This is a genomic window from Candidatus Wallbacteria bacterium, from assembly GCA_028687545.1.
Taxonomy (GTDB): domain Bacteria; phylum Muiribacteriota; class JAQTZZ01; order JAQTZZ01; family JAQTZZ01; genus JAQTZZ01.
Genome location: JAQTZZ010000074.1, coordinates 1 through 13,216, shown reverse-complemented (window position 1 = coordinate 13,216; position 13,216 = coordinate 1). Strand labels below are relative to the sequence as shown.

The 13,216-nt window shown below is 47.8% G+C and carries 12 protein-coding genes; all 12 read left to right on the top strand.

The window, feature by feature from the left end:
- The coding region (locus PHW04_18070; protein ID MDD2717797.1) for a tetratricopeptide repeat protein at positions 1 to 1,098 on the top strand (1,098 nt) is incomplete at its 5' end.
- Positions 1,099 to 2,214: a hypothetical protein gene (locus PHW04_18065; protein MDD2717796.1), complete on the top strand. Its 1,116-nt coding sequence runs from the start codon at positions 1,099 to 1,101 to the stop codon at positions 2,212 to 2,214.
- Between the two features lie 23 nt (positions 2,215 to 2,237).
- Complete coding sequence (locus PHW04_18060) at positions 2,238 to 3,035, top strand: ribonuclease HII (protein ID MDD2717795.1); 798 nt, start codon at positions 2,238 to 2,240, stop codon at positions 3,033 to 3,035.
- Complete coding sequence (locus PHW04_18055) at positions 3,019 to 3,375, top strand: YraN family protein (GenBank protein ID MDD2717794.1); 357 nt, start codon at positions 3,019 to 3,021, stop codon at positions 3,373 to 3,375. Before PHW04_18060 ends, PHW04_18055 begins: the two co-directional genes overlap by 17 nt.
- A 104-nt stretch (positions 3,376 to 3,479) precedes the next feature.
- Complete coding sequence (locus PHW04_18050; protein ID MDD2717793.1) at positions 3,480 to 5,852, top strand: adenylate/guanylate cyclase domain-containing protein; 2,373 nt, start codon at positions 3,480 to 3,482, stop codon at positions 5,850 to 5,852.
- On the top strand, positions 5,834 to 6,082 hold the full coding sequence (locus PHW04_18045) for a hypothetical protein (GenBank protein MDD2717792.1): 249 nt from the start codon (positions 5,834 to 5,836) through the stop codon (positions 6,080 to 6,082). Before PHW04_18050 ends, PHW04_18045 begins: the two co-directional genes overlap by 19 nt.
- The gene (locus PHW04_18040) at positions 6,072 to 7,016 is read left to right on the top strand and encodes a hypothetical protein (protein MDD2717791.1); all 945 of its coding nucleotides are present in this window, start codon (positions 6,072 to 6,074) and stop codon (positions 7,014 to 7,016) included. The genes PHW04_18045 and PHW04_18040 overlap by 11 nt, the downstream gene beginning before the upstream one ends.
- A 10-nt stretch (positions 7,017 to 7,026) precedes the next feature.
- The gene (locus PHW04_18035) at positions 7,027 to 8,562 is read left to right on the top strand and encodes an acyl-CoA carboxylase subunit beta (GenBank protein ID MDD2717790.1); all 1,536 of its coding nucleotides are present in this window, start codon (positions 7,027 to 7,029) and stop codon (positions 8,560 to 8,562) included.
- A gap of 91 nt (positions 8,563 to 8,653) precedes the next feature.
- Complete coding sequence (locus tag PHW04_18030; protein ID MDD2717789.1) at positions 8,654 to 10,147, top strand: biotin carboxylase N-terminal domain-containing protein; 1,494 nt, start codon at positions 8,654 to 8,656, stop codon at positions 10,145 to 10,147.
- 10 nt (positions 10,148 to 10,157) lie between these two features.
- Positions 10,158 to 10,646, top strand: a complete 489-nt coding sequence (locus tag PHW04_18025; protein ID MDD2717788.1) for an acetyl-CoA carboxylase biotin carboxyl carrier protein subunit — start codon at positions 10,158 to 10,160, stop codon at positions 10,644 to 10,646.
- A gap of 23 nt (positions 10,647 to 10,669) precedes the next feature.
- A complete protein-coding gene (locus tag PHW04_18020) occupies positions 10,670 to 11,227 on the top strand; it encodes a tetratricopeptide repeat protein (protein MDD2717787.1) in 558 nt (185 codons plus the stop codon).
- A 6-nt stretch (positions 11,228 to 11,233) separates the two neighbouring features.
- Positions 11,234 to 13,216, top strand: a 1,983-nt coding sequence (locus tag PHW04_18015; protein ID MDD2717786.1) for a hypothetical protein, incomplete at its 3' end; no start/stop codon positions are given.

The window sequence follows — 13,216 nt, the reverse complement described above, 5'->3', positions numbered from 1 at the left end:
TCGATACTGCTGGTATCAGGAGATGAACTGGCTTTTCCCCTGTTTTACGCACAGTACGCTGAAAAAATACGCACAGACATCATGGTGGTGGACAGTTCTCTGATCAGTATTCCATGGTACAGAGATTATTTGAGGAAATATCTGGGGCTGGAACCGGAGGCTCTGTCTGAGGGACTGGCGCATGGCGGTCTGACAGGAGTTTTCAGCGCCGAAAAACATCCCGGAGAGACTACCTATTTTTTCAATAACTACGGACATCTGTATGCCCTTGACGGCCAAAAAGAGTTGTATTTATCGGAAAACGACAATTGCTGGAAAAATCTGGTGCTTCCCTATGGAAAGCCCCTGGACTCAGGTGAAAAGAGGATCAAACACTTATACGCCTCTGCACTGAGGAACTATTCCAGCGAACTGGCCGGGGAATTTCATTATTCCGAAGCAGCGGCATACATCACCCTTTCCCGCAGCCTCAGTCCGGATCCGCAGTCCCTGGATATCCAGAATGCGATCAGCCGCAGCGCCAGAATTTACGAAGAATATCGGGAACTGACCCGGAAGGATCAGGAGAAAAAACTGGCACTTTCGATTGCAATGGAAAATGCCGCACTGATCCAGGCGGACGCGGCTCTGATGTATGAAAAGACTTCGGATGACCGCTATCTGAACGAAGAAGTTCAGGCTCTCTGGAAATTGAAGGACTGGAATCGCTTCCAGACCGAAGTCGACAAATTCAAGGATGAACGGCAGAAAACTTTTTATCTCCTCCGATATTTTCTGATTCAGGGAAAAAACGCGGAAGCAAAAAAGCTCTCTGAAACATGGGTTTCAAAAGGATTGCAGGATCAGGAAATCAACCTGCTGATCGCGCAGGTTCAGATAGAGGAGAAAAACTGGCCGGAACTGGGAAAAATCCTGGATTCTATTCCGGAAATAGTGCAGGGATGGAATTTGAGAGCCCGGTATTATTACAGAACCGGACAGACCGCGGAAGCTCTTTCATACTGGCGGAAAGTGCTGGAAGAAGATCCGGAAAATGCGGCTGCGATCAGCGGGATCGGGATGCTGGAGACATTTCCAGGGATGCTTTTAGGAGAATGAATGAATAAAAGTTTTTTTGAGATCATGAAAATATCCTGGTGCAATTCCGGGAATCTTGTCAGGAAAATGACCTGGAAAACATACGCATCACTAGCGTTGATTTACTGCATAGCCTGGTTTTCCGGCCAGAACCTTTCATTTGCCGGTTTGTTCTTCAACACCGCTTCGTCCCTGAAAGGGGGATCGGATGCCGCCTACACTGAAATCATCAAAAGTGCGCTGAAATCGGCTGATCCTGATCTGGAGGAAAAACTGAGGGTAGCCAAGGAAGTGTTTGGCGAGCAGAAGCAGAAATTGGGCAGCATCATTGAGCAGCATCTGGGGCCTGTTTTTTTGTTTATCGCCCTGATCATAGCGCTGACGGCTTATGCACTGGTCTGGCAATTCCGTTTCCTGCTCCTGTTTTTTTCCACACTGTTCACGGCCGGGATTGAGCGCAGGCTGCTGGATGAATTTAAGAAAAAAGGGAGTTTTGCAGCTCTGGTATTTGCTTCAGCCCTGCTGTTCTTTTTCCTGCCTGCAGCATATCTCGCTGCTTCCGGAATTCTGCAGGTTATGTTCGACAGTTCCGGATTCGGAGCTCCCGGAGCGCAGGCTGTGCGATTCTCGAATCTTTTGGCACTGCTGGGAAATGTCTGCCTGGGCCTGTTTTTCTTTTTTCTGATACCCTGGCTTGCCACCAGGGATCTTTCTGTCTCTCTTTGCTGCAGGACCTTCCTGATTTTTTTCTGCGAAAAATGGTCAGCAATCATGAGATATTTGCTCTGTAAAGGGATACTGACTACAGTATTGGCTTATTTCTATGCCAAAGCAGTCTTAATCATCGTGATTGCAGTGGGACTTCCGCTCAGCCTGATCGTCATCCTGCTGTCAGTGCTGCTTTTCATGCTGACATTCAGCATCCAGATCCTTTTATACCCTGCGACCTTCCTGTTTGCCTTGCTGCTGATCTGTCTGGCCCTGGCAGTAACTTACGCCGTTATTTTCATTTTTTTACGCATGTTCATCTTTCTGACATACATGGATCTGAATTTTCTCAGATTCAGGGGAATGCTGGACCAGGAAAAAGAGGCCTGTCTTATGCAATTTGATGGAAAAGTGATCCTGAATCAGTAAGCTGTGGCAGAGGAATTGGAAAAGTGCAATTTTCTGAAATCGAACTGGAACTGAAAAAAAGGGGATTCTGCGCCGTCGCAGGTATGGATGAAGCCGGACGCGGTCCGCTGGCAGGTCCCGTAGTGGCAGCCTGTGTGATACTCAGAGCAGATTTCGATCTGGAAGGTGTACGGGATTCCAAAAAGCTCAGCGATTCCGCCAGGAGAAAACTTTATCCTGGTATTATTACCCGGGCTGTGGGCTATTCCTTTGGGATTTCATCCAGGGAAGAGATTGACGATCTGAACATCCTGAAAGCCACAAAAAAAGCCATGCTGAAAGCTTTCGGCGGACTTGGCCTTCGTCCGGACTATCTGCTGATCGACGCAGTGAAGCTTGGGGATCTTGGAATTCCGTACCAAAGCCTGATCAGAGGAGAGGACAAGTCTCTCTCGATAGCAGCTGCCTCAATCCTCGCCAAGGTCCATCGTGACGATTTGATGCTGGAACTGGGTCAGAAGTATCCGGCTTACGGGTTTGCCGCGCATAAAGGGTATGGAACCCTGGATCATCTGCTGGCAATTTCGCTGTACGGACCATGTCCAGAGCACCGCAAAACATTCGAACCTGTCAAATCAGGTCTTTTCCCCCCGCTTTTTTATCAATTCTGGAAGAGGGCCAAGACTCTCAGAAGTATGCCGGCATTAGAAGCACTGGAAGGCGAAATTACTGAGTCCGGATTCGAGCCGCGGGAATTGAGCGCGATCGGAAAAATCTGCCGGGATGCCAGGGACAGACTTGAGAGAAAAGAAACGGAGGCTAAGCTTGGCTTCGGGAAATAGCAGGAAAGAACTGGGAGAGCACGGAGAACACCGGGCTTCTGAATATATCCGGGAGCTGGGTTTCTCCCTGGTGGCAGAAAATTTCCGCAGCAGGTTTGGGGAAATTGATCTGATCGTGTCCTGTGGGGAGCAGCTGGTTTTTGTGGAAGTTAAAACCCGGAAAACAGCTTTTGGCATGGATCCCGGTTTTCTCGTCAACCGGGCTAAGCAGCAGCGCATAAAAAAAACAGCCCTTTATTTTATAGCCATCCATCCGGAATATCAGAATTACAATTTCAGATTTGACGTGATCAACATCATCGACTGGAAGATCGAACATCTGGAAAATGCTTTTCAGTAGGGAACGGTTTCTGACCGTTCCTGCAACATGTCCGGAAAAGTTGAGAATCATTAAAAAAACATGTAATATAATTAAAATTTTCAAACAGCAGAGCCGATTTTTATATGAATAATCCAAAGATATTGCTGCCTCCTGAAGAAATCGAACAATTATTCCTTCAGCATCTGGACGACCCGCAGGGGTTCAATCAAAAAAAGCTGCAGGAGTTGTTTTTCACTCAGCCCGACAAGGTGAAACGGCAGAAAATGCTTGAACAGCTGGTGGAAACCCACCGGCTGGAATGGAAACTGTACCCGGAATTTTTTCAGCCCGCTGTGGAGAGCGACGATTTTCCACTGATCCAGGTCCTGGTAAAGATGGCTGAACTGAATTTCGAATCAGGCGGGTATCTGTTCATCTTTTACCTGCTGTCTCACTCAAACAGCGAAATTTTCAAACTGGCGGCTGAATCACTGCACCGCAAGAAGAGCACGGCTACCCAGCATCCGGAACTTCAGGAATTGATCCTGAATCATTCGGATCGAAGGCAATTGCTGGAAATTCTCTTAAATGAATTTTCCAAGGAGCTGAAAAACACCTGGTATCAGATGCTTCAGCAGAAAGAAACCTCGCTTGACATCAAGCTCAAACTGCTCGATTCTCTCAAAGGTACCGCTGATTCAAGTTTCGCGAAGATTCTCGAAAAACTGTCCAAAGACATGGAACCGGTAATTTCTTCCACTGCCCAGAGAATTCTCACAGAGATCTATGGGAAGTATTCTCTGGTGAGGGACGAAAAGGAATCCGTTTCCAAGTCGCAGGTAATGCCTGAATCCAAAAGAACGGTGTTTGAGCGAAGCGGGCGAAAGCTTGTGTATCTCTTGGGCGTGCTGTTCATGTTTCTCCTTTTCCATCTCATTTTCAGCAAAAATGTCCCCCCGGTTTTCACCTATTTCTGTTACTGGGGAATCATTATCTACGGCGCTACTCTTGGAATGGAGGAAGGCTGCACGATCACGCTTGTGATTTCTGTAATGGCTCCGATCTTCTATGTGCTCAATTTCACCCCTGCCTTCGGACCATCATGGATCGTGTGCCTGTCATACGCCCTGCTGGGGATTTCCCTGTCGGTTGTCAATAAGAACTACATTGACCTTCTCGATGAAACAAGCAGGTCCCGGGCAGAGATGAAAAACCTGAAGAACAGGACCGTGACCCTGGAAGGGCAGTTGAACAGCAATTTTGAAGCGATCCAGTCCATCAAAGAAAAACTGACTGAACGCACCATCAAACTTTACGCCTTGATGGTGAACATCAGAGAAATCACGTCATCAGTGGATGTGGAAAAAATCGGCTCTTCCATGACGGAAATTCTGGTCAAGGGGCTGCAGGCCCAGTCCGGGCAGATCTATCTGGTAGATCCCAACAAGGATGACATCTATACCATCAGCAATTTCCGGGTTGCAGGCGGCAAGGTGCAGGAGCTTTCCGAGCGGAAGCTCAGAATCAGCGACGATCAGGTCCTGGGTTACCTGGTCAGCAGGCGGGAAATCATCACTACCTTTGACATGAAGCGCCAGCCGGAGCTTCTGAGCATTGCAAAACGATCCAAACTTGCGTTCAAAGTACTTGCCCCACTGCTGGTCAGCGGTGAAGTCAAAGGCATCATCATCATAGAACAGCGTGAACGGGAAGAAATCGGGGAAGATGAACGCCTGCTGCTCAATGCGCTTCTCTCTTCTGCCACGATCGCCCTGAAAAATGCCGAAGTGTTCAACCTCAAGCGCGAAGAGCTGACCAGGATGAGAAAACTCAGTGAAAACGACCGGAAAAAACAGATTAAATTGAAAGAGACCTTTGAAAAATATGTTTCCCCGGCACTGGTGAACCAGCTGCTCGAAAGAGCGGACGGCATCTCACTGGGAGGGGAATCGCTGGAGATAGCGATTCTTTTAATGGATATCCGTGGATTTACCACCTTTTCCGACAGCAATCCCCCAGAGCGGGTCGTGGAACTGCTTAACAGTTTTTTTAAATTGACATCCACAGTGATCCTTGATCATCAGGGTACGATCGACAAATTCATGGGCGACGCGGTGCTTTGTTTCTTCGGAGCTCCGCTGCCGATGGAAAACCCTTACCGGAAAGCTGTTGAATGCGCTTTCAAGATCAAGAAGGAAATCGCTGTGCTCGACGAGCTGTTCAGAAAGAAATATAATTTTTCCCTGACCATAGGGCAGGCGATTAATTACGGCCGAGCGGTCGTAGGCAATATCGGGTCCGAAAAAAGAATGGAATTCACGGCAATCGGCGATGTGGTGAATACTGCCGCCAGACTGGAAGATTTGTCGCTGGCAGGCCAGATTCTGGTGCCGGAATCACTTTTTTCCCTGCTCGGAGACAAAGTCCAGGGAGATAAACTTGGGGATTTCCGGCTCAGAGGCAAATTGAAATCGATCGGAGTATACAACCTGACTGTATGCAAAAACATGTTATAGCCTTTTTTTTTCTGCTGGCAATCTGTTTCACTTCCTTCCTGACCGGGCAGCGGATGAAGAGTAATCCTGAATCGCAGGTCAACCGCGCCATGGATCTGATCATGGCCAGGCGGCAGGTGGTTTTTGACTATCAGCTTTTCGCAAAAACCGAGGCAGAGGCTGCCCCGGCAGAATCAATGAATGACCTAATCAAGAAGGATGTTCTGAAAAAGGAAAAACATGGAAGATAAGACTTTCAAAGAGCAACTTGATTTTTACCTGATCGCCGGACTGCTGATTTCTTTGATTTCTTTTTTTCTTTCACTGTTTGGCGTGCATGATGAATTTCTCCCTTATTTTTATTACGTAAATTTCTTTTTGATCACGATTATGATTATTGGGTGCAGATTCGAAAAGGGAAAAATGGTGGCGACAGTCACTGTGCTTGCGATTCTTCATATCATTTATGTGTATTTTTTCTACCCTGATCCGGATGTTCAGAAAAGCAGTGAATTTGCAAAAGGATTCATAGTCAACATCTTTCTAATCTGCTTTTTTTACTTGTTCGGCTTTGCCGCCTGGCTGCAGCAGAGGAAGTGGCAGAAGGACTTGGAGGACTTGCAATACGAACTGAAGGTGGCGCAGAAAGAATCTACCAAGGTCAAGGAAGAATCCAGAAACGCGACTGGAAGTTCTCCTAAAGACGACCTTTATCTGGAAAAGAAGATGGTCCGTTATACCGCCTACTGCCAGATTTCAGAAGAGATCATCAAAGCGCTTTACAACGGGAGAAAGGATTTTCTGCAATTCGTGGTCACTCTGCTCCAGACCCGGTTGAAAATCGAGCACGTGGAACTCTTTTTTTTCGACCCTTCCCAGGGTTGGACCCAGACTCAGAAAAGTGGAAGGGAGCAGCAAAACGCACTCTCGCTGCAGTGTAAAGAAGCTCTCTGCAAAGCAGTGACCGAAGAACACGCAGTGATTTCCAGCGCCAGCGAACTGGTGAATAAATATCATTTGAGCATCGAGACTGAAGGAGGAATCATCGGTGTACCGATTTTTCCGGGAGACAAGAATAAATGCGCGATTATCCTGGAAGGGTTCAAGGACAAACAAATGCTTCAGGACGATGAGCGATTCTGTCAGCGTCTGTCATTGAGTCTTAACAGAGGAGAGGAGAACTGAAGTGAAGGAAATGCTTGAAGTCTTAGCCGAAAAAAACAGACAAGCCCAGATCGGTGGCGGAAGCGAGCGGATCCAAAAGCAGCACTCGGACGGAAAATTGACAGCGCGTGAGAGGATTGAAAAATTGCTGGATCCAGGAAGCTTCGAAGAGCTTGACCGTTTCGTAGTTCACCGCTGCAATGAATTCGGGATGGGAAATAAAAAATTTTATGGAGATGCGGTAGTCACCGGTTTCGGTGAAATCGACGGCCGCACTGTATATGTGTTTGCCCAGGACTTTACTGTGATCGGTGGTTCACTGGGCGAAATGTGCGCGAAAAAAATCTGCAAAGTGATGGACCTGGCTCTGCAGAATGGGGCACCATTCATCGGATTGAATGATTCCGGCGGTGCCAGGATTCAGGAAGGTGTGCTCAGCCTCGGCGGGTATGGAGACATTTTCTGCAGGAACACCAAATCTTCAGGGGTGATACCTCAGATCTCCTGCATCATGGGAAACTGCGCGGGAGGGGCTGTTTATTCACCCGCGATCACGGATTTCGTTTTCATGGTCAAAGACACTTCATATATGTTTATCACAGGCCCTGAGGTGATAAAAGCTGTCACTTCCGAGGATATTTCATTCGACGAACTCGGATCTTCCAGGATCCACAACGAGATCAGCGGAGTCGCTCATTTCTCCACTGAAGACGACGAGGACTGTCTGGCCCAGGTGAGGAAGCTGATCAGTTACATTCCTTCCAACAATCTGGAAAACCCGCCTTTCGCCGAAACAGACGATCCCATAGACCGGCTGATCCCTAATGTGGAACAGATAGTGCCGGACAACCCTAACAAACCTTATGATGTACACGAGGTGATCCGTGAGATTGTCGACAACGGCGAATTTTTTGAAGTGCACCGCGATTTTGCCCGCAACATTGTGGTGGGACTGGCCAGGCTGGCCGGATTTACTGTTGGAATAGTGGCCAATAATCCGATTGTTCTGGCAGGGACTATTGATATCGACAGCTCATTCAAGGCTTCCCGTTTTGTCCGTTTCTGCGATGCCTTCAATATACCACTGGTAAGCCTGGTGGACGTTCCGGGTTTCCTGCCCGGCAAAAACCAGGAGTATGGAGGAATCATCAAGCATGGGGCCAAAATGCTTTATGCATACGCTGAAGCCACTGTGCCGAAATTGACAGTCATCACCAGAAAGGCATACGGCGGGGCGTACATCGTGATGTGCTCAAAACATCTGGGTGGAGACTACAACGTTGCGTGGCCTACTGCTGAAATTGCCGTGATGGGTCCGGAAGGTGCCTGCAACATTGTTTTCAGGAACGAATTGAAAAGTGCTTCAAACATCGAGGAAAAGAGGAAGGAACTGGTACAGGATTACAGGGACAAAATCGCCACGCCGTATGTGGCTGCAGCCCTTGGTTACATCGACGGGATCATCAAGCCCGCGGAGACGAGAGTGCATCTGATCAAAGGCCTTTATTCGCTGATTGGAAAGCGCTCGCAGGGGCTGACCAGGAAACATGGGAACATACCTTTATAAGAACCACTGACCTTTAATCGTTTGTGGCTCCAAAGGGGTTTGTAAGTTGGTAGGTTTATAGGTTGGTATTAAAGAAAGACAAAGAGGAGTTATGGTTGAAAAAATACTGATCGCGAATCGGGGAGAAATAGCCTGCGATCTGATTTCCTTTTTCAGGCTGAAAAAAAAGAAGACAGTTCTAGTTGTTTCCACTGAAGACGAGACAAGCCTTGCTGCAAGGATTGCCGACCGGGTTGTCTTTTCGGGTGAAGGGCACAGGATTTACAGGGACGCGCAGAAAATTGTGAAGGCCGCCCAGGAGGAGAAATGTGATTCTCTGCATCCTGGCTACGGGTATCTGGCTTCCAGCCCTGAACTGGCCGGGCTGTGTGAAGAACGGAAAATCATGTTTTTCGGACCTCAAGCCAGCCAGCTCGAGCGGGCCCGCAACAGAAACGGAATTTTGGAGCAGGCAGGGCAACTCGGTGTCAGGACAGTTGAACACAGCGGACTTCTTTATAACACCAGCGAGGCGTCTCCTGCAGCAGTGAAATTTGGTTTTCCGCTCTCTGTCATCCCGAATTTCGGTTACCTTAATTACGGGATTCAATATTGTGGAAAAAACAGTGAATTCAAAGATAAATTCCTGTTGTCGCAGAAAGAATCCTTTTCCCTGCTTGGAAACCAGGAAGTTTATCTTGAGCGCTATTATCCCGGTGGCTACACGATCGAAGTACCGTTTGCAAAATCCGGGAGCGGCAGTGTCGTAATTTTTCCGGAAATCAATACTTCCGCCCGCAGCCATTTCAAGAAAATCATTCTGGAATCCCCGGCCCCGTTCCTGGATCAAAAGAAACGGAGCAGGCTCTATGAAATCGCCATGAAGATCTTAGCCGGGTTTGATTTCTGCTCGGTCGGCAGCCTTGAATTCGTTGTGACAGATGATTTTCTTTTCTCCTGTCTGAATCCGTTTATCCCGCTTGGATACCAGCTGCTCTTGAAAAATTATGGAGTGGATTTCCGGGAACTGCAGTTGCAGATAGCAGAGACCGGCAAATTTGAGCCATTTTCAATTCAGGAAGGAAATTATGGAATTGAATCCAGGATTTACGCTGAACGCTGGCAGGATAATTTCAGACCTTGCTCAGGAGCTGTGCAGGACTTTTCCATAGGCTTCGATCCTCTTGCAGCCGGAGCATTTTTTTCCACGCCCCTTCTCCCCGGGGAAATGATCGGAATCGGGGATTACCCGTTCCTGGGGAAATTGGTGGTCAGCGGTAAAATTCGCTCTGAGGTCATCGAACACACCTGCCTGGCACTGGATTGCCTGTTTCTGAAGGGACTTGTGAACAATGCCACTTTCATCCGTAATCTAATAACCAGTAAATATTTCCAGGAAGGGCGGCTGACTATGGATTTCATTGATCAGCAGCTCAAGCACAAGCAGTTCAGGAAATACCTGGAAGATTCCGAGACCGCTGCTCAACTGGCCGCTGCTCTTCTGGAAAAAAGAAATCCGACGGCCGCAAGCAAGAAGCCGCAGGCCAGGGAGAGCATCTGGAGTGCCATGGGACGACTTTCGCTCATGCAGAAACGCGGACTATAGGAGGAAAGCGATGAACTGCAGAATCAGGATCTGGGACAAGGAATTCAAGATAACAGCCAATGAATTGGAAAATGAAATTGAACTACAGTCCGGGAATGCGATACACCGTCTCAGATGGGTCGGGAATGGCGCTTTCATTGATGGAAGATATCATGAGTTTGAGGTGGAATATGACCTGTCAGGCAACCCTAAAAGCGTAATCCTGAACGGGGAGGAATTTCCGCTGGTGATAGACCGGATTGACAGCGTCCGGATCAAAAAGCAGGCGCAGGAGCAGACAGTCAGCGGTAAGTTGCGGGCTAATCTTGCAGGCAAGGTGCTTGTTCTAGCTGTGGAAGCAGGGCAGAAGGTCGAGGCAGGGCAGCTCTTGCTGATACTGGAAGCCATGAAAATGGAGAACGAACTTCGCGCTCCTTTTGCCGGAAAAATAAAGGAAATCGCCGTGGAACAAGGAAAAACAGTTTCCAAAGACCAGCTGCTGCTGGAAGTGGAACGATAAATTTTATTAGATCGGAGGATCAGATGAATACTAAGAAGACACCGCGACTGTTTACCCGCCTTGGAATGCTGCACCTGCTTAAAAATGAAATCCCGCAGGCAATCGTCGAGTTCCGCAAAGCACTGCTTCTGGACCCGACCAATCTGATTGCCCTGCAGAAACTAGCCAATCTCTTCACTCTGGGAGGAGAGCACAAGGAAGCTTTAAAGTATTACGAAAAAGCCATCAGCCTGTCCAAAGATGACCTGGAACTGAGATGCGGATTAGCCGGGTGCCTAGAAGCAAACGAAAAAAATGCCGAATCGCTCGCCGCATACGAGATGATTCAAAAACAAAAACCCGACTATGAAATGATCGAATTTCACCTCTCCCGTGTCCATCTCAAACTTTCCCATCTGGATGACGCTAAAAAATTCTATGCCGAAGCAATAAAGCGCTATCCTGACGATCCTGATGTGAAGGCGTTCGGGACTGACATTCAGGAAAAATCGGAAAAAGCCGAAAATATGTCAAAGAAAGATTCCGATTTATCTGTTGAAACCGGAGACAAGAAGGAGCGGAAGTCCCGGAAAAAAAAATAGGTCGGCATGGCTGAAAACGAGTTCAAATTTCGCAAGAAACTTGGTCAACTATTACTTGAAAAAAATCTTGTTTCAGAAGATAAGCTCCACTGGGCTATAGAACAGCAGGCTGCTTCAAAAAAATTTCTCGGCGAAATCCTGATCGAAGCTAATCTGGTAAAGGAAGAGGAGCTGCTCAAAGTTCTCGCAGAGCAGGATGGAATTACCTTTCTCGATCTGAAAAAGGACAAAATTCAGATCAACCGGGAAATAGTGGCTCGCGTACCGCCCTCTGTCATCAAGAGATTTGGAATACTGCCGTTCCAGTTCAAGGACGGAGCAATCAGCGTGCTGGTATCCAATACAATCAGGCTCCGGATGCAGCCTGAGATCGAAAAAATCCTTTCAGTACCAGTGAAAATGATGCTGACGACCAGAAAATACCTGGAATTGATTGTCGCCAACATTCTTGAAAATGTTCCCTATCACTTTGACGTCAATGACCCTGAGTGTATCAGATATAAAAAAATTGAAACCATCGGCATCACAGCTTCTGCCTTTACATCAGATAAAAAGAAGCTGCTGGGTGAACTGCTGATCGAACGTGGATTGATCAGCGAGGAGCAGCTGAACACAGCTCTCAATGAACAGCAGCAGCATAAGAAGGAACTGCAGCAGATCCTGGTTGAGCACAACCTGCTCGATGAGGAACAGTCGCTGGAACTTGATGCTCTGATGCATCAGACCGTTTTCATCAGCCTGATCAATTTTACTCCCCAGCTGAATCTTTTAAAGTATTTCAAGCCCGATGAAATGAAGCAGGTTCCCTTTCTTCCAATCAACTCCGAACAGGATCTTTTACGGCTGGCAGTGAGCAGACTTGACGATCTGACTTTTTTCAATAAATTCAATACAAATTTCCCGTACAAGCTGGAATTTTACCTTGCCAGGGAAGGGGAGATCATCAATGCTCTCGGCAAGATAGATCTGGATGCCATCTCCAGACAACTGGATCTGCAGGAGCTTAAAATCTCGCGGATCAAGGAAAAAGGACTGGCCAAGCAGCTGGTGAAGATGGGATATCTTACCGCTGGAGCCTTGGATGCAGCCTGGAAAAAGAGCGAAGAGCAGAAACAGCTTTTGACTGAATATCTTGTGGACACCGATCAGGTCAAGCAGGTCGTGATCAACAAAATCCGTGATCTCAGGCCGGTTCTCGAGTTCGTCAACCTCGAAGGAAGGAAGCCCGATCTGTCGGTTGTGAAACTGGCTCCGCCGGAAGTGCTGATGAAATGCAGGGCGATTCCTATCGATAAGTCCGAGTTTGATATTACTGTAGCCATTGCAGAGGATGATGCTGAGACTGTGAGGGAACTTGATCAGATCAGACTGGCCACAAATCTCAGGATCAGATGCATGCTCGCTGACGAACAGGAAATACTGCGCATGCAGGAAGAGGTATTTGGCCCATCCGGTTCCATCATCAAATCAAAACCAGTATCTCCGCCTGCTGAAGAAAAAGAAGAAGTGCAGGTTTTAAAACCAGTACCTGTGCCGGAAACCGATTCACCGACTGAGGAATCAGTCGAAATTCTTGACGAGTTTGACTTGACTGCCGAATACAGGGAATATTCGCCCAGGTTAAAAGATTCGCTGAAACTGCTGACCGCAGTCAGGGAAAGACAGATTATTCTGGACCCCATGGATAGAAGTACACTTGACACAACCGCAAGAGACAGTGCAGTCGCCAATTTTCTGGATAATCTTCTGCAGCTTGCTCTCCGGAAAAGCGCCAGCCATATTCACCTCGAACCAGGTGAAAAAATCCTGCGCGTCAGTGTCAGAGTCAACGGAGCAATCATACTGGCGACAGAAGCACCATTGAGCCTGGGCGTGCATCTGATTTCCCGGATCATGGCGCTTTCCAAAATAGAAATGACTGAAGCGAAAGTGCCTTATTCCGGAAGCTTCAAGCACAAGAGCGGAAATTTTTCCGCTGATGTGATGGTG

Bases quoted from the DNA above. Each gene is read 5' to 3' on its own strand.
- PHW04_18065 (MDD2717796.1), top strand. From the start codon at position 1,099: ATGAATAAAAGTTTTTTTGAGATCATGAAAATATCCTGGTGCAATTCC.
- PHW04_18050 (MDD2717793.1), top strand. From the start codon at position 3,480: ATGAATAATCCAAAGATATTGCTGCCTCCTGAAGAAATCGAACAATTA.
- PHW04_18045 (MDD2717792.1), top strand. From the start codon at position 5,834: ATGCAAAAACATGTTATAGCCTTTTTTTTTCTGCTGGCAATCTGTTTC.
- PHW04_18040 (MDD2717791.1), top strand. From the start codon at position 6,072: ATGGAAGATAAGACTTTCAAAGAGCAACTTGATTTTTACCTGATCGCC.
- PHW04_18035 (MDD2717790.1), top strand. From the start codon at position 7,027: ATGCTTGAAGTCTTAGCCGAAAAAAACAGACAAGCCCAGATCGGTGGC.
- PHW04_18030 (MDD2717789.1), top strand. From the start codon at position 8,654: ATGGTTGAAAAAATACTGATCGCGAATCGGGGAGAAATAGCCTGCGAT.
- PHW04_18025 (MDD2717788.1), top strand. From the start codon at position 10,158: ATGAACTGCAGAATCAGGATCTGGGACAAGGAATTCAAGATAACAGCC.
- PHW04_18020 (MDD2717787.1), top strand. From the start codon at position 10,670: ATGAATACTAAGAAGACACCGCGACTGTTTACCCGCCTTGGAATGCTG.